At 33.8% G+C, this 26,178-nt stretch carries 26 protein-coding genes, 1 tRNA gene and 1 pseudogene; 24 read left to right on the forward strand and 4 right to left on the reverse strand.

Going from position 1 to position 26,178, the window contains the following annotated elements; genetic code table 11:
* Positions 1–7: 7 nt before the first annotated feature.
* The 7 genes and pseudogenes from AS161_RS05665 to AS161_RS09315 form a co-directional block, all read left to right on the forward strand.
* A complete protein-coding gene (locus AS161_RS05665) occupies positions 8–853 on the forward strand; it encodes a carbohydrate ABC transporter permease (protein ID WP_011993633.1) in 846 nt (281 codons plus the stop codon).
* 36 nt (positions 854–889) lie between these two features.
* A complete protein-coding gene (locus tag AS161_RS05670; protein ID WP_164542088.1) occupies positions 890–1,795 on the forward strand; it encodes a sugar kinase in 906 nt (301 codons plus the stop codon).
* 6 nt (positions 1,796–1,801) lie between these two features.
* The gene (locus AS161_RS05675; RefSeq protein WP_164542089.1) at positions 1,802–3,241 is read left to right on the forward strand and encodes a glycosyltransferase; all 1,440 of its coding nucleotides are present in this window, start codon (positions 1,802–1,804) and stop codon (positions 3,239–3,241) included.
* 199 nt (positions 3,242–3,440) lie between these two features.
* Positions 3,441–4,943 (forward strand): UDP-N-acetylmuramoyl-L-alanyl-D-glutamate--2,6-diaminopimelate ligase, encoded by a 1,503-nt coding sequence (locus tag AS161_RS05680; RefSeq protein WP_346774414.1) that lies wholly within the window; start codon positions 3,441–3,443, stop codon positions 4,941–4,943.
* Between the two features lie 47 nt (positions 4,944–4,990).
* Positions 4,991–6,262: a UDP-N-acetylmuramoyl-tripeptide--D-alanyl-D-alanine ligase gene (gene murF / locus AS161_RS05685; protein ID WP_164542091.1), complete on the forward strand. Its 1,272-nt coding sequence runs from the start codon at positions 4,991–4,993 to the stop codon at positions 6,260–6,262.
* A 55-nt stretch (positions 6,263–6,317) separates the two neighbouring features.
* Positions 6,318–7,244: a phospho-N-acetylmuramoyl-pentapeptide-transferase gene (gene mraY / locus AS161_RS05690; RefSeq protein ID WP_206518783.1), complete on the forward strand. Its 927-nt coding sequence runs from the start codon at positions 6,318–6,320 to the stop codon at positions 7,242–7,244.
* A gap of 191 nt (positions 7,245–7,435) precedes the next feature.
* A pseudogene (locus tag AS161_RS09315) lies at positions 7,436–7,840 on the forward strand (undecaprenyl/decaprenyl-phosphate alpha-N-acetylglucosaminyl 1-phosphate transferase); the annotation flags it as partial.
* Between the two features lie 234 nt (positions 7,841–8,074).
* Here AS161_RS09315 and AS161_RS05700 read toward each other — a convergent pair.
* The 3 genes from AS161_RS05700 to AS161_RS05710 all read right to left on the reverse strand — a co-directional run bounded on the left by AS161_RS05700 (position 8,075) and on the right by AS161_RS05710 (position 9,667).
* Positions 8,075–8,989: a DUF1385 domain-containing protein gene (locus tag AS161_RS05700; RefSeq protein ID WP_164542093.1), complete on the reverse strand. Its 915-nt coding sequence runs from the start codon at positions 8,987–8,989 to the stop codon at positions 8,075–8,077.
* A 112-nt stretch (positions 8,990–9,101) separates the two neighbouring features.
* On the reverse strand, positions 9,102–9,371 hold the full coding sequence (locus tag AS161_RS05705; protein ID WP_206518784.1) for a hypothetical protein: 270 nt from the start codon (positions 9,369–9,371) through the stop codon (positions 9,102–9,104).
* 35 nt (positions 9,372–9,406) lie between these two features.
* Positions 9,407–9,667: a stage V sporulation protein S gene (locus AS161_RS05710; RefSeq protein WP_011993624.1), complete on the reverse strand. Its 261-nt coding sequence runs from the start codon at positions 9,665–9,667 to the stop codon at positions 9,407–9,409.
* A gap of 312 nt (positions 9,668–9,979) precedes the next feature.
* Between AS161_RS05710 and rplU the strand changes: the two genes are divergently transcribed.
* The 17 genes from rplU (at position 9,980) to AS161_RS05795 (ending at position 23,464) form a co-directional block, all read left to right on the forward strand.
* Positions 9,980–10,300, forward strand: coding sequence for a 50S ribosomal protein L21 (gene rplU / locus AS161_RS05715; RefSeq protein ID WP_164542094.1), 321 nt, complete (start codon positions 9,980–9,982; stop codon positions 10,298–10,300).
* Positions 10,301–10,323: 23 nt separating this feature from the next.
* On the forward strand, positions 10,324–10,635 hold the full coding sequence (locus AS161_RS05720; RefSeq protein ID WP_164542095.1) for a ribosomal-processing cysteine protease Prp: 312 nt from the start codon (positions 10,324–10,326) through the stop codon (positions 10,633–10,635).
* Complete coding sequence (gene rpmA, locus AS161_RS05725; RefSeq protein WP_164542096.1) at positions 10,625–10,891, forward strand: 50S ribosomal protein L27; 267 nt, start codon at positions 10,625–10,627, stop codon at positions 10,889–10,891. Before AS161_RS05720 ends, rpmA begins: the two co-directional genes overlap by 11 nt.
* A gap of 46 nt (positions 10,892–10,937) precedes the next feature.
* Positions 10,938–11,462: an ECF transporter S component gene (locus tag AS161_RS05730; RefSeq protein ID WP_164542097.1), complete on the forward strand. Its 525-nt coding sequence runs from the start codon at positions 10,938–10,940 to the stop codon at positions 11,460–11,462.
* A gap of 46 nt (positions 11,463–11,508) precedes the next feature.
* Positions 11,509–11,952, forward strand: coding sequence for a 50S ribosomal protein L13 (gene rplM, locus AS161_RS05735; protein ID WP_011993619.1), 444 nt, complete (start codon positions 11,509–11,511; stop codon positions 11,950–11,952).
* A 20-nt stretch (positions 11,953–11,972) separates the two neighbouring features.
* Positions 11,973–12,371 carry a 30S ribosomal protein S9 gene (gene rpsI, locus AS161_RS05740; protein ID WP_011993618.1) on the forward strand — a complete coding sequence of 133 codons (399 nt, stop codon included), beginning with the start codon at positions 11,973–11,975 and terminating at the stop codon, positions 12,369–12,371.
* 232 nt (positions 12,372–12,603) lie between these two features.
* Positions 12,604–14,286, forward strand: coding sequence for a DNA primase (dnaG, locus tag AS161_RS05745; protein WP_164542187.1), 1,683 nt, complete (start codon positions 12,604–12,606; stop codon positions 14,284–14,286).
* 15 nt (positions 14,287–14,301) lie between these two features.
* Positions 14,302–15,420 (forward strand): RNA polymerase sigma factor RpoD, encoded by a 1,119-nt coding sequence (gene rpoD, locus AS161_RS05750; RefSeq protein WP_206518786.1) that lies wholly within the window; start codon positions 14,302–14,304, stop codon positions 15,418–15,420.
* A 48-nt stretch (positions 15,421–15,468) separates the two neighbouring features.
* A complete protein-coding gene (locus AS161_RS05755; RefSeq protein WP_241241343.1) occupies positions 15,469–18,114 on the forward strand; it encodes an FtsX-like permease family protein in 2,646 nt (881 codons plus the stop codon).
* 153 nt (positions 18,115–18,267) lie between these two features.
* Positions 18,268–18,636, forward strand: a complete 369-nt coding sequence (locus tag AS161_RS05760; protein ID WP_011993614.1) for a GntR family transcriptional regulator — start codon at positions 18,268–18,270, stop codon at positions 18,634–18,636.
* A 23-nt stretch (positions 18,637–18,659) separates the two neighbouring features.
* Positions 18,660–19,490 (forward strand): ABC transporter ATP-binding protein, encoded by an 831-nt coding sequence (locus tag AS161_RS05765; RefSeq protein ID WP_337998409.1) that lies wholly within the window; start codon positions 18,660–18,662, stop codon positions 19,488–19,490.
* Positions 19,487–20,236: an ABC transporter permease subunit gene (locus tag AS161_RS05770; protein WP_164542099.1), complete on the forward strand. Its 750-nt coding sequence runs from the start codon at positions 19,487–19,489 to the stop codon at positions 20,234–20,236. The genes AS161_RS05765 and AS161_RS05770 overlap by 4 nt, the downstream gene beginning before the upstream one ends.
* Before the next feature lie 21 nt (positions 20,237–20,257).
* Positions 20,258–20,584, forward strand: coding sequence for a YbjQ family protein (locus AS161_RS05775; protein WP_164542100.1), 327 nt, complete (start codon positions 20,258–20,260; stop codon positions 20,582–20,584).
* 29 nt (positions 20,585–20,613) lie between these two features.
* Entirely contained in the window at positions 20,614–21,795 is a 1,182-nt protein-coding gene (gene lysA / locus AS161_RS05780) for a diaminopimelate decarboxylase (protein ID WP_206518787.1), read from the forward strand.
* A 120-nt stretch (positions 21,796–21,915) separates the two neighbouring features.
* Positions 21,916–21,993: transfer RNA gene (locus AS161_RS05785), tRNA-Asp, on the forward strand.
* A gap of 106 nt (positions 21,994–22,099) precedes the next feature.
* Positions 22,100–22,741 carry a lactate utilization protein gene (locus AS161_RS05790; RefSeq protein ID WP_164542101.1) on the forward strand — a complete coding sequence of 214 codons (642 nt, stop codon included), beginning with the start codon at positions 22,100–22,102 and terminating at the stop codon, positions 22,739–22,741.
* 87 nt (positions 22,742–22,828) lie between these two features.
* On the forward strand, positions 22,829–23,464 hold the full coding sequence (locus AS161_RS05795) for a redox-sensing transcriptional repressor Rex (RefSeq protein WP_164542102.1): 636 nt from the start codon (positions 22,829–22,831) through the stop codon (positions 23,462–23,464).
* A gap of 100 nt (positions 23,465–23,564) precedes the next feature.
* Here AS161_RS05795 and AS161_RS05800 read toward each other — a convergent pair whose 3' ends face one another.
* A complete protein-coding gene (locus AS161_RS05800; RefSeq protein WP_164542103.1) occupies positions 23,565–26,090 on the reverse strand; it encodes an adenosylcobalamin-dependent ribonucleoside-diphosphate reductase in 2,526 nt (841 codons plus the stop codon).
* Positions 26,091–26,178: the final 88 nt, after the last annotated feature.

Genomic DNA, 26,178 nt, shown 5'->3' on the forward strand with positions numbered 1-26,178 from the left:
GAAGAAAATGTCAACTAAAACTAAGAAAATAATATACAAAATTGTTCTTTCCATAGCTGTTATTTTTGTATTGGTTTGGTGTATTTTTCCATTTTACTGGGCAGTTATATCGTCGCTTAAGCCCAATATCGAATTGTTTGAGTCCAATCCAACACTTTGGCCAAAGTCTCCAACGTTCTCAAATTATGTGAAAGTATTCCAAGAAAGACCATTCCACGTTAATATAATAAATAGTATAATAGTTTCCGGTATAACAACTATAACAACTCTTATTTTTGGTTCATTTGCAGGGTACGCAATAGCAAGGCTTAGGATGAAAGGAAAAGCGATAGTAATGGCTTTGATTCTTTCAGTTAGTATGTTTCCTCAGATATCGATATTAGGTTCGTTGTTTGTTATACTTAGAAAACTGGGATTTATAAACACTTATCAGGGACTTATAATCCCGTATGTTGCTATCACACTTCCTTTAACAACTTGGATATTACAAAATTTCTTTAGAGATTTACCAAAAGAGATAGAGGAAGCTGCGGCAATAGATGGTTGCTCAAGGCTCAGAACCCTATTTCAAATTGTATTTCCAATGTCAGCACCAGGACTTGTCGCTACAGGATTGCTGACATTTATCAGTGCATGGAATGAATTTTTGTTTGCATTTACATTCATGCAAAAACCAGATTTTTACACAGTTCCAGTTGCAATAGCTATGTTTGCTGGTAGAAGTCAATACGAACAACCTTGGGGACAATTAATGGCGGCTGCGGTAATTGTTACCGTACCTTTGGTGGTACTTGTGTTAATATTCCAAAATAGAATAATCGCAGGTTTGAGTTCAGGTGCAGTGAAAGGTTAAGAGATTAAAAATGTATGTTATCAGGAGGACTGTCTGATGGTACTTTTTGTAGGTGAATTACTTGCCGATATGATTACAGAAGAAATTTTTGATGCTGCCGAGCATTTTGAGCTGAAAATAGGCGGTTCACCCGGTAATATAGCACGGTACCTTGCTCAGTTGGGTATTCCTACACGGATTCTTTCCAAAGTTGGGAATGACATTATTGGTGAACGAATTATAGATAAACTAAGTCAAAATGGTGTGGATACGAAATATATACAAATAGATAATTTCTTTGGAACCACACTTGTCTTTGTCCAAAAAACTCCTGGAAGCCCTGATTTTTTTGTTTTAAGAGGAGCAGATAGATTTTTAGAATTGCCAAGTGAGGATATTTTTCAAGGTATAAAAATTTTACATTTGAGTTGCTGGCCTATCTCTTTCAGTGAGACTTTTGAAAAAACGATTTCGATTGTGGAAAAGGCAATTAATAGTGGTATTTCAATAAGCTTTGACCCAAACTGTAGAGACAAAATATTCGAGTGTGGCAAAATAACAAAAGATAGGATAAATTATATATTGAAACACACTACATATTCTAAACCTTCTTTAGACGATGCGATAGCTATGTTTGGCGATGTTGATTATCCATTAGAAGATGCCGTGCGTTACTACATAGGTGAATTTCATAAAGCTGGAGTTAAAAATGTTGTTTTAACTGCTGGTAAGTATGGTGCATATGTTTCAGATGGAGCTGAAATAGTCCATATTCCAAGTTATGCAAAAATTGTTGTTGACGCAACGGGTGCTGGTGATGGCTTTTGGGCTGGAATGTATTATGGAATATTGAACGGAAAAGATTTTGTTGAGTCTTGTGTTATTGGAAGTAAAGTTGCAGCTTACATACTTGGTTTTGTTGGAGCTGATGTTGAATTGAACAGAGATATTTTGGAGGACTGATAGATTATGAAGAATATAGTGAAAAGAATAGCTTTTTTTAACCCTCAAGGAAATTTTGACAAGAATGACAGTCATTTAACTGAGCATCCAGATTTTGGTGGACAACTTGTTTATGTTAAAGAACTTGCAAAGGCTATAGCTTCGAAAGGTATACAAGTCGACATCATCACCAGACAGATAATTGATAAAGACTGGCCAGAATTTTCTGAGCCATTTGATTATTACCCTGATTCGCCTAACGTAAGGATTGTTAGAATTCCATTCGGTGGCGAAAAGTTTTTAAGGAAAGAAGACCTTTGGAAGTATCTTCCTGAGTATGTTGATAGAATCTACGAATTATACGAAAAAGAAGGTGAGTTCCCTGATTTTGTTACAACACATTACGCAGATGGTGGAATAAGCGGTGTTTTGTTTTTTGAAAAAACAGGTATCCCATTTTCTTTTACCGGGCATTCTTTGGGTGCATGGAAACTTGAAAAAATGTTGAAAAACGGATTTGACCAAAATGAACTTGAGAAAAAATATAGATTTTCTGTGCGGATATTGGCTGAGAATTTGTCGATAAAATACTCTTCATTCATCGTTTGCAGTACATCTCAAGAAAGGTACGAACAATACTCACACAAATTATACACAGCAGATCCTTACAGTGATAAATTCAAAGTTATTCCTCCAGGAATTAATCACAAGATTTTCAATACGGAAGTACAAAGCCAAGATGGGATAATAGAGAAATATGTAACAAACGTTCTATCAAAAACATCGGTTGGGAGACAGAAATTACCTTTTATAATTATGTCAAGTCGTATTGATAGGAAAAAAAATCATATAGCCGTTGTAAGGGCATTTCTAAATAACGAAAAACTTAAAAAATCTGCGAACCTTATTATTGTAGTTCGTGGGATAGATGATGTACTGAAATTTATAGATGAAAATAATAATGAAGAAGCCGAAATTTTACGTGAGATAGTTAATGAAAGTAAAGTTGAAATTGGTAAAAGCATATTTTTCTTAAATATTACGGATCAACAGAGCTTAGCGGCACTTTACAGAATAGGTGCAAAACGTCATTCAGTTTTTGTATTACCAGCTTTATACGAACCTTTTGGCTTAGCCATAGTTGAAGCAGCTGCTTGTGGATTAGTTGTTGTAGCGACAAAGAATGGAGGACCGTTAGAAATTTTATCTAACAACGAGGGACTTTTGATAGACCCAGAAGATATTGAAGATATATCGCATAAATTATATATTGGATTAACACAATTTGATAACTCTAAGTCCATAGAATTAGCGAAAAGATATACTTGGGAAAACACAGCTGAGAAATATCTTGAAAATATTTTAAATTCAATAAATAATTCAAAAGACCTAAAAGATATTAATATTAACGTTGAATATATCAAAAATGATGTCAAAAATTTTATAGAGAAGATAAAAAATATTTGATGGACAATCAATATACAAAAAATAGTAAATATAACAAAAAATCAAAATTCATCAAACAGTATCCCTTGATAGGGATACTGTTTTTATAATTTAAATATATTTCTGTCAGTTGAATAATTTTCGTTGAGTGTTATAATTTTTATAGTGTTTTTTTGATATTTCGCTTTTCTAAGATCAGTTTGAGACTATTCTTGAAGAGGTGATTAACTTGAAATTAGGTAAGTTGATCGAAACTATTGAAAAATTTGTTGTAAAATCAAACATTCCGCCTGAATTAATCGATAAAGACATTGAACATATTTCGAACAATTCAAACAATCTAAAAGAAAACACACTATTTATTTGTAGAAAAGGTTCAAAATTTGATTCACATACTATTGCTGAAAGACTTTATAATGAAGGAATGGTAATTGCTTTTGTAACCGAGGAGGAAATAAATACAAAACTCCCATACGTCCAAGTTTACGATAGCAGACTAGCTGAAGCTTACTTAGCGGCAGAATTTTATTCGCATCCTTATCAGCATTTAATCACATTTGGTGTTACTGGAACGAATGGAAAAACAACGTGTGCTCATCTATTTCATCATATAATGCAACAATTTGGATTGAATGGAAGTCTTTCTGGAACGGTACTTAATGATATTCTAGGTGATAAGTTTTATGTCCATAACACTACACCAGATGCAATAACTATAATGGATAATATGTCGAAAACACACAAAAACGGTGGAAGCTATTATTCTATGGAAGTCTCTTCGCACTCTTTAGATCAAGGACGTGTTGAGACTATAAGATTTGATATTGCCGGTTTAACAAATATTACAAGAGATCACCTCGATTACCATCCGACATTTGAGCATTATGTTAACTCAAAGCTTCATCTTTTTGATTTACTAAAGAAAGATGGTATAGCTGTTATCAACGAAGAATATGTACAATTGTTAAACGGGAAAAAAGTACCAAATCTTGTAACTTTTGGAGTTAATGAGAACGCACAATACAAGATATCGGATATAACAACTGGATGGAATGGTACGAATTTTATTTTAAGAACACCTTATGGTACTAAAAAAGTTTACACACAGATGATAGGTGAGTATAACGCTTTTAACGTTACACTAGTACTTGCTGGTCTGGTTGAAATAGGTTATGAAATTGATGAAGTAATAAGTTATATTTCTTCTTTTAGAGGTGTAGATGGTAGATTTGAACCAATTCCTGAGGCAAGACGTTTGGGAATAGAAGTTGTAATAGACTTTGCGCACTCACCGGATGCACTTGAAAAAGTTATCAGTAGCGCCAGAAAATTGGCCAAAGGTAGAGTGATTGTTGTTTACGGTGCCGGCGGGCAATCTGATAAAGGTAAAAGACCAATGATGGCTGAGGTAGTTACGAGAATTGCAGATATCGCCATACTCACAACAGATGATCCAAGAGGAGAAAATCCCGAAGAAATAATAAATGAGGTTGAAAAAGGTGTTAGACCAAACTCTTTATCATTGACTGTTTTGGATAGAAAAGAAGCTATTGACACTGCAATTACCTTAGCTAACCGTGGAGATGTTGTGTTAATTACTGGTAGAGGACATGAGCCTTATCAAATTTTCAGCGATACTCTTAAAATTCCATTTAAAGATAGAGATGTTGCGCTAGATATAATACTATCGAAAATAAACAAAAACCATTATTCAAGAGATTGAAAAAATAAAATGTTAGAAGATTGAATAAAAATCTGGAGTGATATTTTGTGCCTGTGAAGTTATCAGATTTATTTGGTCATAAATTTGTTGTGGATTCACGAAAAATCAATCCTGGAGATGTTTTTGTTGCTATTAAAGGAAACAATGTTGATGGGCACGACTTTGTAAAACACGCTTTTGAAAACGGTGCATATGCGGCTATTGTTGAGAAAGATATGGGATTTGAAAATCAAATAATCGTTCCTAATACCGTAGAATTTCTTGGTCAATTAGCTAAGACTATCGTTGAAAAGTTCCAGCCTAAGATTATAGGAATTACAGGCTCAAATGGCAAAACTTCCACAAAAGAGATTGTATGGTCGGTCTTAAGTTCTGAAATATCTGCTTTTAAAAATGAAGGAAATTTAAATTCTGAAATAGGTCTCCCACTGTCTATTATAAATTCTTATAGGGGTGAATCTATTTTAATTCTCGAAATGGCTCAAAGGGTAGTTGGCGATATTGAATACTTATGCAAGATTTTTCCACCAGATATTGGGGTCTTGCTTAATGTGGGGAGTGCCCATGTCGGAGTTGCGGGAAGTATCGAAAACATTTTTAAGGGTAAGTGGCAAATTGTTGAAAATTCAAAAGAAGCATTGGTAAATTTTGATGATGAAAGAATGAGATGTACAAAATGTAGGTATTTCGGCACTACCGGTGGAGATTATATACTTTCTAAAAGAGAATACAACGGTTCATCAACTATTTTAACTTTTGTATATGAAGGCGAAGAATTTTATTATCAGCTTCCTGGATATTGGACAAAGCCAATGGCCTTATCTGTTTTAATAGCCTTTGGTATTACTGATATGCTTGATGTATTATTTAACCCACTCAATTTGGTGAATTACCAACCTTTAAAAGGGAGATTTAACGTTCACAAATTTAGCAAAGGATATTTAATTGATGACACTTATAACGCAAGTTATGAATCGTTTAAAGCGGGCATAGAAGAAGTTTTAGAAAATTTTCCTAAACCGCGTTATGCGATAGTTGGGGCTATGAAAGAATTAGGCGAATATTCAAGTTACTATCATAAAAAGCTTTCTGAACTTTTAGAAGAACTTGATGGTGTTGTTGTTTATGATAAAGAGGAAGAATCAAAGGACATAAGCTGCTCGAATATAATATTCAGAAGCGCTGATGATAAAGAAATTATAAGCTTTTTAAACAATAGGTTAATCAACGATAGTTTCGATGGTGTACTTTATTTCAAAGCATCACGTGCTGTTGAACTTGATAAAATAGTCGAAGAAGTGTTAAATCGAAAATTTTAGATATTTAGGTATTTTTAACGATTCTCAATATTTTAAAGGAGGATAGTTTAACGAAATGGATATATACAGTGCAGTAATTTTGTTAGCTGAGTTTATACTAGGAATAATCATATTCCCGAAGTTCATAGATCACATGAAAAAACTCAAACTTGGTCAGTATATCCGCCAGGAGGGCCCAGATTTGCATAATTATAAAGAAGGTACTCCGACCGCTGGAGGAATAGTTTTTATATCTTTAGCAGTAATTGCGGGTTTAATTTTAAAACTTCCCAAAGAGCTTATTTTTACGTTGCTTTTCTATGGCTTTATAGGTTTTTTAGATGATTTTGTGAGCATCGCAAAGAAGCGTTCACTTGGTTTGAGGGCTTGGCAAAAGTTGGCTCTTCAATTCTTATTTTCTATATGGATTGCTCATACTGTCCTTCAATACAGAACAAGTAGTATATTTGGTATAACAGTACCAAGTTGGTTATTTTATATATTTACAATGTTATTAGTTTCGGGATACTCGAACGCTACAAATCTTACTGATGGAATTGACGGGCTCGCTGGATGGGTTTTTGTAACAAGTATGATTCCCTTCATGTTTTTTTCAAAGAGTTCTATGGAATATAAAGCGATTTTCGTTATAATAATGCCTTTACTTTCTTTCTTGGTTTATAACACAAGACCCGCAAAAGTTTTTATGGGTGATACAGGTTCTTTGGCACTAGGAGCTTACATTTCGACTTATGCTCTCATGACTAACAATGAACTTTCTTTATTATTCTTTACACCAATTTTCTTACTTGAAACAATAAGTGTTATTTTACAGGTTAGTTCTTATAAGCTTAGAGGGAAAAGATTATTCAAGATGGCACCAATTCACCATCACTTTGAACTTCTTGGCTGGAAGGAAGAAAAAATTGTCGGAGTTTTCTCGGCATGGAATTTAGCGATAGCGATTTTTTACATAGCTTTTTTTCTTGAATCGATAATTTGAACTCAGCGATAACAATTGGAGATGTTGCTATGGTAATGACCGGTTTCTTGCTAATAATACTTTTCGAAGTAATCTTGGTATATATTCTCAGTTTTTTTTCTAATAAAACTAGTTTACTGCTTGAATATCCTTCAGAAAGGAAAAAACATAATAAACCCGTGCCACTAATAGGTGGCGTAATTTTATTTTTAATGGTTTTATTGCTATCAAAATTAGGAATTTATGGAAATAACATAATTAGAGATGTGGTATTTTATATCGTATTTGCTATAGGCATCATAGATGATTTATTTGAGATACCATATTATCTTAAGTTATTGCTCCAATTTATTGCTGGAATTTTTTACATAAATTCTCATCACTTATATTTTCTAGGATTTGATAATCTAACTACAAAAATAGTCACATTTCTATTTTTTATAGTAATCGTTAATGCGTTTAATTTAATCGATGGTGTAAACGGACTTTTAATCGGAATTGCGATTATATACTTACTTATGACACTTAATTTTGAGATTGCATTATTACTTCTAATACTTTTATTTTTTAATTTTGAAGAGTCTTTATTTATGGGAGATTCAGGAGCTTTTTTAGTTGCATATATTCTTTTGAATTCAGCTGGAAAAATCTCAGTTGATATATTGAAATTGGTAGTGTTTTTTGGATATCCTATTTATGAAATATCCTCCTCATTTTTGAGGAGGATACTTTTGGGAAGTAACCCTTTTAAACCTGATACTTATCACCTTCATCATATTGGTGTGAAAAAATTCGGACATGTTTTTTTCCTAATTAATGCTTATCTTCTCTCCTTGGGGTTTGCGATACTATCAACCAAGAAATTCGGGTTGATCATCTACTTTATCGTTTCTGCTATTATTTTCATTTTCCAAATTAAAACTATTAATCATCTCGAACATTCCAAGAGCATGCCTGAGGGAAACGATAGCGACTTCTAATTGTGAATCATCTGGTTGAGCTGTTGTAAGTCTTTGAAGAAGCAAACCAGGAGCAGCTAAAATTCTTAATGATGGGTACTTGTCAAACAAGCGTAATAATTCGTAAGCAATCCCTGCAACAACTGGAAGTACTAAAATTCTTAGTAATATCCTGTTCAACATGTTGAGGGGACCGAATATGCCGAAAACGCTATGTACTAAAATAGCTATAATTAAAAATATCATCACAAAATTTGTTCCACATCTTGGATGTATAGTTGAGTATTTTCTCGCGTTTTCCACTGTCAATTCTTCACCACTTTCGTATGTATGAACAGCTTTATGTTCAGCTCCATGATATCTAAACACGTCTTTCACGTCTTTGAATAAAGAAATGATGTAAACGTAAAGTAAAAACACTCCTAAACGTATGAAGCCATCAACAAGAGAAAAAATGAATTCGTTGTTTTTAAAACCTAACCATTTTGTTAAATACGCTGGAAGTACTATGAACAAACCTATTGCTAAAATTATTGAAAAAAGTATCGAGAAAAACGATTCACTTTTTTTCATCTTTTCATCTGAAGACAGTTCTGCACTTAAATTTATAGCTTTTATCCCAAAGTACAAAGAATAAAACAAACTAAAGAAACCTCTAACAAATGGAATTTTTGACCATTTAGAACTTCGACTTACACTTCCTAATTCTTGTACTTCTATCTCTCCGTTTTTCTTTCTTACTGCAACGACAACTTTTTTACCCATCATTAAAACACCGTCTATCACTGCTTGACCTCCGACTTTCAATTAATTCACCTCACTTTTTTACATTATTTGAACATGTTTGTTGAAGATAAAAAGAATGTAAAAATGTTTCAAAATTAACCGGTGCCTTTTGGCACCGGTATAATTATTTTAATCATTTTGAGTTAACAATTTTAGAGTACAATTCCATAACCTTATGAGCATTTGAATTTTCAAGGATTAATTTGTAAAACTTGTATGCTTCCATGTCTTCTTTGGAGTTTCTTTTCATAAAATAACTTGTTATTTTACTTTTAAAATTATCTCTTTCTAATTCAGACATCTTTGAAATTGATGTGACAATTTCTAAAATTCTGTCGTCGTTTATACAAGCTTCTGCGATAATTTTTAGTTCCTCACTTAATACTTCAGAAATTTCCTCCATTGCTCAACAAAAAACCTGCCATCGTAATGTTGTAATTATTTCATATAAACTTTGAATGAGATGCCTGTTCTTGTTTCATTACCGATTTGTATTTCAATGAATGCTGGGACAGCGTAGAGATCAAGTTTTTCTTGTTCTAAGAATCTTCTAGCGATAGCAAGTGCTTTTGATGCTTGGTTAACTGCTCCTGCACCGATAGCTTGAATTTCAACTTTACCGTTCTTCTTGAGAGAACCAACGATAGCCCCCGCAACTTTGTTTGGATTTGACTTTGAACTGACTTTTAATATTTCCATAGTACCTGTCCTCCTTGTAATTCTGTAGAGTGATATTTTTATAGACTTTGGATATATTTTAACACATATTTTTATAAAAATCAAATCTTAACTAAAAAAATTCCAAAATCTTGATAATTGTTTTTAGTAACAAAAAGTTAAAGAAGAGTAACAAAAAATTATTTTACTTTCGAAACTTCAGTGGTAAAATAAACATTGGCTTATTCTAACAAAAAAGGTACATAAAACGCGTTTGAAACGGTTTAGGGATACCCGCACGTCTCTAAACCTACGTGTTTTAGTACCTGTAAAAATCGCAGGAGGTGAAGGTTTGTGTACGCTATCGTAGAAAACGGTGGAAAACAGTACAAGGTGGAAGTTGGACATTTACTGCACACGGAGAAGTTGAACGGTGTAGCCCAGGGTGACAAGGTTGTTCTTGACAAAGTTGTTCTTGTAAAGACGGATGATGGTAAGGTTCTTGTTGGTAAACCATACTTGACGAATGTAACTATTACTGGAACTGTCGTTGAGCATGCAAGAGCAAGAAAAGTCCTTGTTGGTCAGTTCATCCCAAGAAAAGGGCACAAGACTATAAAAGGACACAGACAGTGGTATACCACTATAAAGATTGAAAACATTGAAATTAAGTAATTCACGCGTGTTATATAACTCGTATGATAAAGTGTAAGTTTTTTATAGAAAATGGTAAGTTTCTATCATTTGAAATAAGTGGTCACGCAGAATACAGTAAGAAGGGTAAAGATATTGTTTGTGCAGCTGTAAGTACCATAGCGCAGCATACTGCAAGGGTTTTAGAAAAAGAAGGAGCAAAAGTAATTGTCGAAGACGGCTATCTTAAAGTTTTGAATATTTCAGAAGATTACCTATCACAGAGATTTATAAATGAACTATTAGAAACGTTAGATGATTTATCACAACAGTATCCAAAGTATATTAGCTTGGAGGTGAACGATGATGCGCATTAACATACAACTTTTTGCGAAAGCAAGCGGTGCAGGAAGAAACGGAAGAGATAGCAATCCAAAATACTTGGGAGTAAAAAAATTTGATGGTCAGAAAGTTGTAGCAGGAAACATAATTGTAAGGCAAAGGGGAACAAAATTCTGGCCTGGTCAAAATGTTGGAATGGGTAGAGATTACACATTATTCGCACTCAAAGATGGAACAGTAAAATTTGTTACAAGAAACAACAGAAAATATGTTACAGTTATTGAAGAGTGAAATATCTTAAAACTAATTTTTGCCTTACATTAGGGGCGATAATGTTATGAAAAAAACAACAACCAAAATAGCTACAATTGGAATAATGTCAGCACTCGCAACAGGATTAATGTTTTTGGAATTTCCAATATTCCCATCTGTTGGATTTCTAAAATATGATCCAAGCGATGTTTTAGCGATTTTAGCAGGTTTCATCTTTGGGCCAGTTGATGGAGTAATAATACTCTTAATCAAAAATTTGCTTTTTTACTTACTGAAGTCCGGAGATATAGTTGGTATAGCCATGAACTTTGCAGCAGGGGTTTCGTATTTGTTACCAACAGTTTTAATTTACAGATGGCGTAAAAATAGAGTTGTTGAAATAATAGGCTATATAGTTGGTGTTATAGTTGTTAGTGGTGTGATGGTTCTTTTGAACATGATAGTAGTACCGAAATATTGGAAAATATCATTTGAAGAAACATTGAAATTTTTACCATGGATAGCAGGATTTAATGCAATAAAATTTTCGATAGACTCGTTAATTAATGGACTTATAAGGAAACGCATTGAAAAGATATTTGAAAGTTAAAAACCTAAGAAAATAAAATGTGAGTAAGTGAAGGGAGGAAATAAAAATGGCAAGGCCATTTCCTGTACAAAAGACTTCGTTTCCAAAAGTAGAAAGAAAATGGTACCTTGTGGACGCAGCTGGCAAGCCACTTGGACGTTTAGCTACAAGAATAGCATTACTTTTACAAGGAAAAAATGAACCAACATGGGCACCACATGTTGATAACGGTAATTTTGTCGTTGTTATAAACGCTGAAAAGGTATTACTCACAGGTAAAAAACTTAATCAAAAAGTTTACTATCACCACTCAGGTTATCCTGGTGGATTAAAATCACAAACTGCAAGACAAATAATGGAAAAATATCCAGAAAGAATTATCGAACTTGCAGTTAAGAGGATGCTTCCAAAAACGGTACTTGGGAAACACCAATTTAAGAGACTTAAAGTTTACGCTGGCGAAAATCATCCACATGCTGCTCAAAAGCCAGAAAAAGTTGAGCTTCTCTAATTGTGAGGGGAGGGAAATAAATGGCAGAAATTTACATGGGAACAGGAAGAAGGAAGACTTCAACTGCAAGAGTTTATCTCAAGCCAGGTTCTGGAAAAATAGTAATTAACGATAGAGAATACAACGATTTCAATGAGTACTTTGAGAATAAAGTTTGGACAATGCACGCTATTGAACCACTTAAAATTGCTGGACTTGAAGGTACACTTGATGTAATGATTAGAGTTCAGGGTGGAGGAAAGAATGGTCAAGCCGGAGCAGTTAGGCTTGGTCTTGCAAGGGCTCTTGTAAGTTACAACTCGGATCTTAGAAAAACATTTAGAGATAAAGGTTTCCTTACAAGAGATCCAAGAATGGTCGAAAGGAAAAAATACGGTCTTAAGAAAGCAAGAAGAGCTCCACAATTCTCCAAACGTTAATATTTTTCCTACTTCAATTCCTCATTTGTGCTCTCAAAACCAATCTGGGTGGCAGATGGAAAAGAGTTCTCCTCTGCTACCCTTATTTAATCTTATATGATTAAATATAATTGAATCTACATGGTAAGTTTCTGTCTCTGAAACACTCCTTGATATGTTCAGCTTAAGGATCCTTTCAAAGTAAAAACTATAAATCTCATGATTTTTCATAATAAGGTTGGCTTATTTGATTATGATTCCAAAGGACATTATTGAGAAAATTAAAGAGAAGAATGATATTGTGGAAGTCATATCTGAATACGTAAATCTTCAAAAAGTAGGCTCTAACTACAGAGGCCTATGTCCTTTTCATTTGGAAACTTCTCCATCTTTTTACGTAAGTCCCACCAAAAATATATATCATTGCTTTGGTTGTGGTGCTTCTGGAGATGTTATAAAGTTTGTTCAGCAAATTGAAAATATATCTTATACTGAAGCAATTAAGAAACTAGGAGAACGTGTTGGAATTACAGTAAACTTCACAGAAGAAGATGAGACAAGGAGTCTTTACTACTCTTTTTATAAACAATTACATCAAGAATATATTGCCGTACTTGGAAAGTCGCCAAATATCGTTGATTATCTAAAAAAAAGGGGATTTAACGAGAGGGAAATTTCACTTTACGAATTTGGTTTTTCACCTTCAAACTCGCAGCTACCACAGAAAGTTGCCCAAAGATTGCAAATTTCAAAGGAAATGCTTGAAAAGTTTGGTTTCGGATACGGTGATCCTTTCTCAGGTCGTGTGATTATACCTATAAAAGATGATTATGGAAGAGTTATAGCTTTTGGTGGAAGAGTAGTTGGCGATGGAGTGCCTAAATACTTAAATTCGCAGGATACTTTGATGTTTAAGAAAACATCAACTTTATTTATGCTTGATAGTGCAAAAGAATACATAAAAGAAATAGATTACGTTATAATTTGCGAAGGTTACTTCGATGCCCTAGCATTTCATAGGGCTGGAATTAAAAATGCAGTTGCCACACTTGGAACTGCGCTTACAAAGTCACATATTTACAAATTGAAGAAATGCACAAATAACGTTATTCTTGCATTCGATAGTGACAGCGCTGGTATAAAAGCGACGCTGAGGAACATAGAAACTTTGCTTTCAGAAAAGTTCAATGTTGTTGTTGCCAATTTTTCAAAAGGAAAAGATGCAGATGAGGTATATTTTAAATTCGGCAGCAATGGATTACTTGAAGCGTTAGATAACTCTGAAAGCTCTGAAATTTTTGTTGTTAACGTGTTATCACGTGAATACGATTTATCAAATCCAAATGGTGTCAACACATTTTTAAGGAACCTTGCAAAATGGAAAAATGTTTTTGAATTCAATCCAACGGCACTTGATAACTTTTACAAACGGATAGCCTCTTTGCTTAACTCTGAAAAAGAAGTTATTAAATCAAGATTTTCAACTATAACAGCTGATAGTGGCAAAAGTACAATCTATAATGCACAAATAGAGGAAAGAAAAGTAAAAATTCCAAAGACTGAAGATTACCTTGTATATATTTATTTCAACTATCCTGATTTGTTTAAAACATTGGATTTTTCACCAGATATTCTTGAAGGAAAAGCCAGAGAATTTTTCTTAATTGCAAAAGATTTGAACGTTTCTCTTGAACAGTTGTCTAAAGATATGGGAAGTTTTGTTAAAGAATGCTTAGAAAAGATAGATATCGAGGTGGATGAAAAAGTTCTTGAAAATATAAAGAAAGACCTTCAAATTAGAAAGATTGAAAAAAGAATTGCAGAAATAGATGAGCTAATAAAAAAATCGGTAAGCACCGACGAAAGAAATATACTACTAAATGCTCGGATGGAATTAGTAAAACAAAAAAACATGATTAATAAGTCCTCAAAATAAAGAGGAGGTGTTTTTGTGTCTAAAACTGTTATTAAGGAGAACGAAGAGTTACAAAAGAAACTTGAAAAATTAGTAGAACTTGGCAAAAGGAAGGGGTATATTACATACGATGATATCGATAGGACATTTCCACCAGGTGATGCTGACTCACTTGATAGCAACTTTTTGGATATGGTATACGAGACCCTCGAAAAGAACAAAATAGAAATTAGAGATACAACGGATCTTATGAACATAGAGGAAGAAGTTAAAGCTTATCTTTCAGAGAGCCCAGAAATATTCAACAGCACAGAACCAAAAGATTTAATAAAAATGTATCTCAGGGATATAGGTAAAATAAGGCTTTTAACACCATCTGAAGAAAAAAGGCTTGCTCAACGTGCACAGATGGGAGATCAAAGAGCCAAAGAAGAACTAATAATATCAAACCTTAGGCTTGTTGTAAGCATGGCGAAAAGATATCTTGGAAAGGGTTTGTCTTTCTTGGACCTTATCCAAGAAGGTAGCCTTGGGCTGATAAAAGCGGTTGAAAAATTCGATTGGTCCAAAGGGTACAAGTTTTCAACTTATGCAACATGGTGGATAAGGCAAGCTATTACTAGGGCTATAGCAGACCAGGCAAGAACGATAAGGGTACCTGTACATATGGTTGAAACCATAAACAAGATACAGAAAATAAAGCGCGAATATGTTCAAGAACATGGTGAGGAACCATCGATTGAATATATTGCTGAAAAAGTTGGAAAGCCCGTAGACAAAATCGAGGAAATATTGCAAGCAGCTCCCGAGACACTCTCCTTAGAAACACCTGTTAATGAAGAAGATGACTCTTCAATGGGAGATTTCATTGCGGACGAAAGCATAGGTTCCCCCAAAAAAGAAGCAATTAGAACACTTATGAGAGAAGAAATAGATAAATTACTTGAAACACTTAATGATCGTGAGAAAAAAGTATTAAAAATGAGATACGGACTATACAATGGCAAACCTATGACTCTAGAAGAAGTTGGTCAATTTTTTGGTGTTACAAGGGAAAGAATCAGACAAATAGAAGTCAAAGCACTCAGAAAATTGAGACATCCATCGAGAAGTAGATATTTAAGATTGCTGCAAAAATTAACAGAGGAAGATTGATAAAATTACGTTATAGTTTTGAACTAAAAAAGGAAAGAGATGATAATTATGATATTAAAAATAGCTTTTAGAAATTTCGCAAAACATTGGAAAATAGGACTACTTGCAATATTAGGAACGTTTGTGGCCACCATGCTCCTCATTGGTGGCCTTTCTTTAAATGATTCAGTTAATATTTATTTAAAACAAAAAATTACAAAAAACTTTGGGAAGATAGATTTAGTCATTAAAGATAAATCTGATACTATATTTCTTCCAAAAGCTATAAACTCTGATAAAGTTGAAATAGCGTTAAAACAATTTGGTGAAGTCACAGATTTTGTACCTGTGAAATTAGCTCAAATCACTGCAAAAATTGGTTCGAAGTACGTTGATATGTACGCTGTAGCTGTATCTGAAAAATTTCAAAAGTACGTTGGGAAAAGCATAGAAAAAATTACAATAAGTTCAGATACCGCTCAAGCGTTTAGCTTGAAGATTGGTGATGAGATAGAGATAATATCTTCAAAAGGTTCATTCAAAGTTAAAATAGAAATGTTTGGAAAAGATGAACTGAACTTCCGAGGTGAAACCGGTTCGTCAAACGGAACTATATTCTTGCCTGAATCACTCTTTGAAGAATACGGTATATATCCTTTAAAAGAACCAAATACGTACTTTGTTACTCTCGACCTACCCGTTGAGGAGCACGAAAAGTTTGCTGAAAAGTTGAAAGAAGTAGAGGGTTCAATTAGAACAAATGCTGTAAAGTACAGACTAGCGACATCACCGTTGAATAAGATAATAGGATATTTATTCATAGGATTTTCCGGTTTTTCTATTCTATCGAGCTTTTTGTTTATAGCTTCCTTTTTTGGAATTCTCGCCGAAGAACGTAAAATATCGCTTGGAGTATTAAGGGCAATTGGATACTCAAGGGCTCAGATGTTTTGGATATTGTTCCTTGAGGGGCTTGCATATTTGATTTTATCAGAAATAGTTGGTGCAATTGCTGGTGTTGGATTTGGGAGATATCTTCTTTACAAAGTAAATTCCTTCCAAAGAACGGATGAACTCTTTGCATTTGTTCAGGATAAAATACCATTCAATATTAAGTTCTCAAGCATAATATTTGGTATTTTTATAGCCGCCATTGTACCTATGATAATACTCACATACAAAAGCATAGAATTCTCTAATATATCTCCTTCTATCCTCTACGGTGGTAGAAACATTGAGGGGAAAAAGAGAAGCAAAGCTTTCAATGCTTTAGCTATATTGGTTGTAATCCTATTTTTGTTTGTACTATACAGAACTTCTTTGAATTACTTTTTGTTAGGAATACTTTCGTTGATACCAATTATCATTAACTTTATTGGTGAGATCAACAGAAAAAATATAGTAACATTTGTTTATGGATTAGCTATATTGATTTCTATAGTTCCACTCCTTTCATCTGGAACAGCCAAAGATTTTTTGATTCGTTCGGGTTTTGTTCTTATTGGTAGCATCTACTCAATATTTGGATTACTACCTTACCTTAAACTCCTATTTGAGAAATTTAAGAGTATCCACATTGTACTTGCTATATCTTATATTGAAAAATACAAAAAGAGAAATTTTATAATCTTTGTTGTTTACTCAATAACGCTTATTTTAATATTAGTGAGTGCGATTGTACCAACAAGTATTTCAAAGTATATAGAATCAAAAAAAGAAGAAGGGGCATTTGGTTACAACTTTATAATAATCGAAAATCCTATTAAAAGTTTCTTTGGGTCTTATAAATATCTAAACGATGAAGAATTTAAAAAGAAGTTTGAGAAACTAGTACCCATTCAACTTGTTGAAGTAAGCAAGTTAGGAGAAAAAAGAAAATATTCTTTCATAATATCAAGTCAAGAAATATTTGAAAAACTCGTCTTACCTTCTGAAAAACTAATGAAAGATTTGTCTAAAATCAATCCAAAAGAAATTCCAGATAAGTCTATATATATATCTAAAAATTTCGCTGATGTTGATAAAGGTACATCTTTAACACTCACAATTAAAGGTATTCTTCCCGGAATTTCTCGAAAATTAACTGAAAGTTTCGTTGTTCAAGGAGTTTACGATCCAACCGAAGCGTTGTTACCAATGGATGGTATTATAATCTGGAAGGACAAAAAAATATTTGGATCGATTAGTGGTTATGTTGGAGTTATTAAAGACAAAAATAAGGCTTTGGAAGCTCAGGAATTTGTAACAAGAAAATTTGATGCAGCAGTTTATTTAACTGCAGAGATAGAAAAGATGTATACAGCTATAGATAATCTCGTAACATTGTCACTTCAGCTTTTTTACCTTGGATTTTTCGCGGGCTTTGCAGGCCTTGCGATAATAACTTTCAGAAATGTTTACGCAAGAAAGAAAGACATAGGAATGCTCAGAGCCATTGGAACAGATGGAAATACAATATTCAAAATGTTCATTTTTGAAGGATTAATCGTTGTTTTTGTAGCCACTATAGTTGCTGTGATTTCAAGCATCTTTGTAATAAACGACCTTATTAAGTTTGTAAGTCCTTTATTACCATCTTTCAAAATTGTAATTCCTTACGGTAAGGTACTTCTTACACTTTTAAGTGTGTTTGGGCTAACGACTGTATTTGTTTCTATACCAGCAGATTTATCAAGGAAAATACCACCTTCAGAAGCAATAAGAGTTTTTGATTGATATTAGCTCTCATAATATTTTTCAAAACCTTCGGCTTTAAGCCGAAGGTTTTATTTTTTTGTTTTTAACTATTGACTTTTAATTACTGTAATAGTACAATATTACAGTGAAAAGAATTAAAAAATATTATGAGAACTCTGAGGAGGAAATGGAATGTGGTTTAGTGTAGATTTTCATTCACATGTGCCGGTGTACATACAGATAAAAGAAAATATAAAAGGCATGATTTTAAAAGGTAAATTAAAAGTAGGTGATTATATACCATCGATAAGAGCTTTAGCAAAAGATTTGGGTGTGAACGTAAATACAGTCGCAAGAGCTTACAGGGAACTTGAGCAGGAAGGGATAATTCATGCAGAACGTGGAGAAGGGTATGTGGTAAAAAAATCAGTTGAAGATGAAATAAAGATAGAAACTTTAGAAGAACTCAGAAGGATAGTAAAAAAATTAAAGTCAATGGGTATCCAAAAAGAACATATTCAATCAATACTAGACAATGAATTTTCAAATGGAAGTAATTAAATTAAATAATGTTTATCTTGGAGGTGAGGATTTTGGTTTTAGAAGTTAGAGGTTTGAAAAAGTACTACAAAGAGATTAGAGCCGTTGATAGCATATCTTTTAGTATCGAAAAAAGCGAGATTTTTGCTTTACTTGGTCCGAATGGCGCAGGTAAGACAACAACTATTAAATGTATATTAGGACTTAGGTTTAAAGATTCAGGTGAGATAATCAAAAATGGTAAAATAGCTTATCTGCCAGAAGGAAAAGAACTTTATCAAAGCTATACTGTGAAGAAAATGGTGGAATTTACCGCAGATTTAACAGAGGATTTTGATAAAAGTAAGTGTTATGGTTTAATAGAAAAATTTGATTTGCCACTTTCAGAAAAGGTGTCAGAATTATCTAACGGTCAGACTACTCAGCTATATCTTGCTTTAGTGTTATCACAGAAGGCAGATTTATATATATTAGACGAACCAACTTGGGGATTAGATCCCATCGTGAGAAATCAAATACTTGATGCTATAAGAAACATTCCGATGGATGGTGGGTCTGTACTTTACACAAGTCATATACTCAGCGAAGTTGAAAAAGTTGCAGATAAAGTTGCCATAATGAATAAAGGAAAGATTATCGAGATCGGATATCTCGATGATATTAAAGAAAAATACTGCGCAATAAAGGTTGAAAAGGGAAAGAAAGTGGAAGGTTATAAATATAAGTCTACTAAATCGGAAGATATATACATAGTCACAAAAGATTATGCTAAGGAAAATAAATTTGAATATGAACTTGTGACCTTCGATGTCTTATTTGAAGCTTTTATAGTTGGAAGCAATACTAATGGTAATAACAGAGGTGATATAAGATGAGAAAGGAATTTAACGATTTGAGAGTCCGTTTTTTTGGAGTTTTAGTTGTTGTGTTCATACTCTTCTTTTTAGTTGCTCCTTTACAAAAATTCACACTCTCAATGTTGGAAGGTTACACAGGAAATCCTCAACTAGAAAAGTTTCTTCCTGGTAGTATGTTAAATAAACTTAAAGAATGGAATTTTTACGTTAATTCACAATGGTATGGTAAAAATTTTGGTCAAATGATTCCAATAATTGGTATTATCATGGCATTCCCACTCTTTGCAAGGGAATTTGAAAATAGAACAATAGAATTTTTACTTGTTAGAAAATCGAGAAAAGAAATCTTTTTGAATAAAGTGCTTACTGGTTTTATTGCGCTGAGTGTTATCCTAATAATCGCTGGCCTACTGCCATTGGTTTATTCATTTTTGCTTAGAAAGGATTATATTTACGAAACAGGGTTAAAATTTGCATTTCAATCATATTTTGCAGGTTTACTTTGGTATGGCATCGGTATATTTTTCTCAGTTCTATTCAATGATCAAGTAAAACCACTCCTTGCGGGTTTGGGGACACTTGCCATCACTACTGTGGCAGGTCTACTGAAACCATTGAAGTTTTTAAATACATTTTCATATGCACTTGGTACAAACATTTTCCAAAAAAATTTCATAGATTTTAAATACACAATTTGTGCTATAATATTCACAATAGTATCTTTCATCTTTGCCTATATTATTTTCAATAAAAAAGAGGCATAATTCACAAAGGAGGTGCCATGTATGATAGTTGTAACGACTGATTTTGTTCCAGGCTATGAAATCGTTGAAACGTTAGGAATTGTTACAGGTAGTATAGTTAATTCAAAGCACCTGGGTAAAGATATAGCAGCTGCATTTAAGACTTTGGCAGGTGGTGAGATAAAAAGTTATACGGAATTGTTAGTTGAGAGTAGAAACATCGCATTGAAACGCATGATAGATGAAGCTGAAAAACTCGGTGCTGATGCAATTATCGGCCTCAGGTTTGGTTCATCGTCTGTAATGCAAAGCGCTGCAGAAATTCTTGCATACGGGACGGCGGTAAAATTGAGAAAATTATCTGAGTGAGTAGCAAATAATTAAAGGAGCGATTGAATGTGCCAAGTACTTTATTGGAAAAAGAATTAATTGAGGCTATAGCAAAGACTTATGGTACACCAGTTTATGTTTATTCGCGTGAAGAGATTTTGAAGAGAATAAGTACCGTTAAGTATGTTTTCAGCAGCGTAAATCTTTTCCCGACATTTGCATGCAAAGCAAATAATAATCCAAGGATTATAGAAATATTTAAAGACAACGGTTTTGGTGCTGATATAGTATCCATTGGTGAGTATCATGCTTGTAAGTTAGCAGATGTAGATGACAAAAAAATTGTTTGGAATGGAAATGGTAAAACTAGAAAAGAAATAGAAATACTTTCAAAAAAAGTAGGGTATGTAAATATAGATTCTGAAGAAGAATACGAAATTTGGTCAGAAATAGATAGCAGTGCGGAGTTTTTTCTGCGTGTAAATCCTGACGTCGATGCAAAGACACATCCGCATATATCGACAGGTTTGAAAAAAAGCAAATTTGGTATACAAACTGATGAAATTGATAGAATACTATCAAAGAAGAGACTGAACATTTCTGGATTCCATGTTCATATAGGTTCTCAGATAACTGATGTTGAACCTTTTGAAGAAGCTATTTCCAAAGTTGTTGATTTGTCTAAAAAATACGGATTTTCAAAAATTAACATAGGTGGTGGCTGGGGAATAAAATACAAAGATAAGGAATTGGACATTTTAGAATATAAAGAGAGAATTGTGCCTTATTTAAAAGATTTCAAAATGGTGATTCTCGAGCTTGGGAGATATCTGATTGCTCCAGCCGGGTTACTTGTTTTAAAAGTGGAATATGTGAAAAAAACTCGGCACAAAACCTTTGTAGTTTTAGACGGAGGAATGAATGTACTTATGAGACCAGCAATGTACAATGCTTATCATGAAATAAATGTATTAGATCCAGAAAGCAGTGAAAAATATATCATTGATGTAGTCGGTCCACTTTGTGAATCAGGAGATATTATCGCTTTCGAAAGGAATTTGGAAATACCGAAAGTTGGAAGTTACGTAATTGTTCGAGACGTAGGTGCTTATGGTTATTCCATGTCAAACAATTACAACTCTATGCCAAGACCTGCAGAAGTGATTGTGTACGAGGAAAACGGAAAATACGACTTCAGATTAATAAGAAGAAGAGAAGAAATTGAAGAAATGTTTAAAACAATAGTTTGAAAATTGTTGGAAAAAATTTAAAGAAAATTTATGTGAAAATTGAAAAATACCCATTGACAAACCAATAACCTTATGGCAAAATATATCACGGTCAGCGATGAGTTGACAAGTAAGAAAGACGGGGACGTGGTGCAGCCTGGTTAGCACGCCGGTCTGTCACACCGGTGGCCGCGAGTTCAAATCTCGTCGTCCCCGCCAAATAAATGGTAAACAGGCGAGACATGATGTCTCGCCTGTTTTTGTATTTATCTTACAAATATATGAAAATATCTTACAAATATATGAAAAATCAGGAGGGAAGGGCATGAGAAGTGAACTTTACAATTGGAAATATAACTCACTTGCTCAAAAAATCAAACCTGTTCTTGAAAGAAAAGGCTTTGAAGTATATGTGGCAAATTCCACAGACGAGCTTTTATCAACTGTGAGCTCAATCATACCAGAAAAGTCTACGGTTACAAGTGGTGGTTCATTGAGCGTTAGTGAAAGCAGTGTTTTAGAACTACTCAAAAGTGGAAAATATAACTTTTTAGATAGGACAAACGCAAAAACACCTGAAGAAAAAAGAGAAATAGAATTAGCAGCTTTTCGTTCAGATTATTACGTTTGCAGTACAAACGCTATAACTGAGGATGGGAAGCTAATATTTCTTGATGGTAACGGTAATCGTGTAGCAGCAGTCATTTATGGTCCCAAAAATGTTTTATTGATTTCCAGTTTAAACAAAGTTGTAAAAGATATTGAAGAAGCACGTGAAAGATTAAGGTATATCTCTCCTATGAATTCGAAAAGATTAAATTTAAAAACCCCCTGTACCATCAACGGCCTTTGTCAAGATTGTTTGTCAAGCGACAGAATTTGTAATTATTTTGTTGTTGTGGAATCATCCTTGAGGCAACCAAAAAGAATAAAGATTATATTGACAACTTTTGAACTAGGTTTGTAACAACTTATTTTTTATGATAGTTGATTTAAAAATCATGTTATGGTAAAATTGTGAATTAGATAACAAACAAAACAGGGGGAATATTGGATGAAAATACCAAAACCAACTATAAAAAGATTAGGGCTTTACTATAGGTGCCTTAACAGATTTAAAGATGATGGTGTTAACTTTGTGTCTTCGCAAGATATTGCTGAAAGATTGAATATTAAACCTAGCCAAGTTAGAAAAGATCTGTCGTATTTCGGTGAGTTTGGCAAAAGAGGATTGGGATACAATGTCAAAAAGCTTCTTGGAGAGATAGCTGATATCATTGGTATAAATAAAGAATGGAATGTAGCTATTATAGGTGCTGGTAATCTCGGGACCGCATTAGCAAATTACCCTGGTTTGCCAAAGCACAAATTCAAAGTCGTAGCTATATTTGACAACGATAGAGAAAAAGTCGGTAAGAAAATCGCGGGAATTATCGTATATCATATGAGTGATTTGAAAGAATTAGTCGAAAAGATGAACATTGAAATGGCAGTTATCGCAGTTCCAGAAAGTGCCGCTCAATTAGTTGTGGAGCAAATCGAAGAAACCAGTATAAAAGGAATAGTTAACTTCTCACCTGTAAAATTGAGAACATCTTTACCTGTTGAAGATGTTGATATAACTCTTTCATTTGAAACTTTGTCGTATATGATAATCAACAGAATGCTTGGAAATGAAATAAATGAGTAAATAACATACAACTAAAATAAAAACAAACACCCCCGAGATGGTATATCAAAATTACCACGGGGGTGTTTTTCTTTGAATAATAAATAGCATCAATTAATTATTAACTACATTTGCTCCATCCACATTTTCTACAGCTTGTACATCCTTCTTGTTTTATAATACTATTTTTCGATAAACATGATGGACAATAAGTGTTACCATCTGCATCTATGTAATATCCTTCGCTCCATTGCAAACCATTTGCAGTAACGAATTTTTCTATTTCTTCAGCTGTTTTAATAGTTCCGTCGATGACAAATGTATCAATTTCTTCAGCTGGTTTTTCTCCCCAAAGTTCCACAAAATCGTCAACTGCAAGTTTAATTTCCTTTGCAAGCGCGGGTGTATATGTGCCTTTTACTTTTTTAAGTTGTTCTAGAATTTCTTCAGCTGAAACACCTGCTCTTAACGCAATAGAGCTAAGTCTTCCTATCGCTTCGGCAAGTTCTGTACCATTCGAGAGGAATATTTCAACTGCTTCACCGTTGTCGTCGAAGCTAACGGTTATATAAGTTGTGCCACTTTCTGCTTTAAATTTCCTTGTGACGCTTCTGAGCGTTTCTTTTCTCGGCTTTGGTCTAAGTTTATGTTTCTCATCCAATACGAAGAACTGTACTTTTGGAGCATCTTTTGTTTTAAGGTTTTTGGCAGAAGTGAGTACTTGAGTTTGCAATGATCCATCCCTGTATATCGTTAATCCACGGATATTTAGCTTCATCGCTTCGAGGTATATGTTCAGTACATCTTCTTCTGTTGCACTATTAGGCATGTTTATAGTTTTTGAAATGTTGTTGTCAACATATCTTTGGAATGCATCCTGCATAAGTAAATGATCCATTGGAGAAATGTCCATTGCAGTTACGAACACTTTCTTTATTTCTTCTGGAATTTCTGGAATGTCTTGCAGTGAACCTTTTTCAACTAATTTATCTTTTACTTTCCCAAGAATTTCTTTATCTAATTTAGATTCAAGGACTTTATTAATATAGAACAACGCTTCTTTTGTACCGTCGTGTTTGTTCATATACCTCACATAAGCAAGTAAGAAATTAGGTTCTAGTCCGCTGCTCGTGTCGGCTATATTCGAAATTGAACCAGTTGGGGCAATGGTCAACACCGCAACATTTCTCTTTCCTTTCTTGGATTCTTTAAACACTTCTTTTAATTCATTATCATATTTACTCATTCCCATAGCAAATGGTGCAAATCCTTCTTCTCTGTAATACCTGCTTTTTTCAAAAAGTGGAAAACTACCTTTTAATTGGGCTAGTTTATTTGATTCATCATGTCCATGTATTGCCATGTAAGCTGTCATATCTGCAGCAAATTGTCTACCTTCGTGACTGTTGTATGGAATATCCATCATGTAAAGAAGGTCAGCAAAACCCATTATCCCAAGCCCTATTCTTCTACTGTCTGTAACCGCTTTTCTTATTTTCTCGAGTGGGAATACATTGACATCTATAACGTCATCGAGGAATCTTACAGCGAGTCTTGTAGCTTGTGCGAAAGCTTCCCAATTGAATTCACCATTCATATAAAACTTGGCTACATCTATTGAGCCAAGATTGCAAGCTTCGTAAGGTGCAAGACCAATTTCACCGCATGGATTTGTGCTTTCAATTGTCATCTCTGGGTACATTGCGTAGTATTTATTCATTTCGCTTAAGAAAGCAAGTCCTGGATCTCCTGTTTTCCAAGCATTCTTTGCTATTTTATTTATCAATTCTCTAACTTTAACTCTCTTTGAACCATTGCATTTAGGATGTTTAAGTTCAATTTCACCATCTTCCATGTATAATTTAAGCAATTCTTGCCTATCCATAGTTATTCCAACAGATATATTGAAGAATTTAAGAACCTTTTCTCCGTCGTTTCCTTCTTTAGCAGTTATGAATTCTTCTATATCGGGATGGTCTATGTTAAGTATCCCCATCAAGGCCCCTCTGCGTCTGTATCCCTGTTCTACAACTCCAACAGCAGAATTGAAAACATGCATGAAAGATACTGGACCACTCGCTTGGCCATGAGTTCCAGCCACAAAGCTCCCTTTGGGTCTAAGTCTTGAAAAGTTACTACCAATTCCTCCGCCTGCTTTTGTAATTAATGCGTATTCTTTGACTGCTTCGAATATACCTTCTATACTGTCTTCTACAGGAACAACAAAACAAGCTGAAAGCATGTGTAAATGATTCCTGGAATTGTATATTTCCCAGTAATCTTCCAATGTCATATCATCAATGGATTTCCAAAGCAATTCGTGTCTAACTCCCATTCCCGCATTAAAAAGTGTAGGGCTATTTGGAATGAATATCCTTGATTTTAAGAAGTCAAAGAATGTAGATTCCCAAAATTTTACTTCGTCAAGTTGTTCAAAAGGCGATTTTTCCTTCAATTCTGGATTATTAACAAGTTCTGCGGTTGCGATAACTCTCGCAACACGTCTGCAAATATCATCCCAGCTCTTTTCTAAAAATTCACCACTCGGAGTTTTTAAAAAGTATCTTTCCGACAAAATTTTGTAAGCGTTCTTTGAAAGTTCAACATCCTTCCAATGCTCAATAACGCTGGTTAATGTGGAATACATAATATAACCTCCCCAAAAAAATTATTGAAATATTATGCATTAGGTTTCTCAGGCATTTCTCAGGAATTTCCGTTCTGAGATTATACCA

It is taken from the genome of Fervidobacterium sp. 2310opik-2 (assembly GCF_011057735.1).
Taxonomy (GTDB): Bacteria; Thermotogota; Thermotogae; order Thermotogales; family Fervidobacteriaceae; genus Fervidobacterium; species Fervidobacterium nodosum.

Bases quoted from the DNA above. Each gene is read 5' to 3' on its own strand.
- AS161_RS05665 (WP_011993633.1), top strand. From the start codon at position 8: ATGTCAACTAAAACTAAGAAAATAATATACAAAATTGTTCTTTCCATA.
- AS161_RS05670 (WP_164542088.1), top strand. From the start codon at position 890: ATGGTACTTTTTGTAGGTGAATTACTTGCCGATATGATTACAGAAGAA.
- AS161_RS05675 (WP_164542089.1), top strand. From the start codon at position 1,802: ATGAAGAATATAGTGAAAAGAATAGCTTTTTTTAACCCTCAAGGAAAT.
- mraY (WP_206518783.1), top strand. From the start codon at position 6,318: ATGGATATATACAGTGCAGTAATTTTGTTAGCTGAGTTTATACTAGGA.
- AS161_RS05705 (WP_206518784.1), bottom strand. From the start codon at position 9,371: ATGGAGGAAATTTCTGAAGTATTAAGTGAGGAACTAAAAATTATCGCA.
- AS161_RS05710 (WP_011993624.1), bottom strand. From the start codon at position 9,667: ATGGAAATATTAAAAGTCAGTTCAAAGTCAAATCCAAACAAAGTTGCG.
- AS161_RS05720 (WP_164542095.1), top strand. From the start codon at position 10,324: ATGATAAAGTGTAAGTTTTTTATAGAAAATGGTAAGTTTCTATCATTT.
- rpmA (WP_164542096.1), top strand. From the start codon at position 10,625: ATGCGCATTAACATACAACTTTTTGCGAAAGCAAGCGGTGCAGGAAGA.
- AS161_RS05730 (WP_164542097.1), top strand. From the start codon at position 10,938: ATGAAAAAAACAACAACCAAAATAGCTACAATTGGAATAATGTCAGCA.
- rplM (WP_011993619.1), top strand. From the start codon at position 11,509: ATGGCAAGGCCATTTCCTGTACAAAAGACTTCGTTTCCAAAAGTAGAA.
- rpsI (WP_011993618.1), top strand. From the start codon at position 11,973: ATGGCAGAAATTTACATGGGAACAGGAAGAAGGAAGACTTCAACTGCA.
- dnaG (WP_164542187.1), top strand. From the start codon at position 12,604: ATGATTCCAAAGGACATTATTGAGAAAATTAAAGAGAAGAATGATATT.
- AS161_RS05755 (WP_241241343.1), top strand. From the start codon at position 15,469: ATGATATTAAAAATAGCTTTTAGAAATTTCGCAAAACATTGGAAAATA.
- AS161_RS05760 (WP_011993614.1), top strand. From the start codon at position 18,268: ATGTGGTTTAGTGTAGATTTTCATTCACATGTGCCGGTGTACATACAG.
- AS161_RS05770 (WP_164542099.1), top strand. From the start codon at position 19,487: ATGAGAAAGGAATTTAACGATTTGAGAGTCCGTTTTTTTGGAGTTTTA.
- AS161_RS05775 (WP_164542100.1), top strand. From the start codon at position 20,258: ATGATAGTTGTAACGACTGATTTTGTTCCAGGCTATGAAATCGTTGAA.
- AS161_RS05790 (WP_164542101.1), top strand. From the start codon at position 22,100: ATGAGAAGTGAACTTTACAATTGGAAATATAACTCACTTGCTCAAAAA.
- AS161_RS05795 (WP_164542102.1), top strand. From the start codon at position 22,829: ATGAAAATACCAAAACCAACTATAAAAAGATTAGGGCTTTACTATAGG.
- AS161_RS05800 (WP_164542103.1), bottom strand. From the start codon at position 26,090: ATGTATTCCACATTAACCAGCGTTATTGAGCATTGGAAGGATGTTGAA.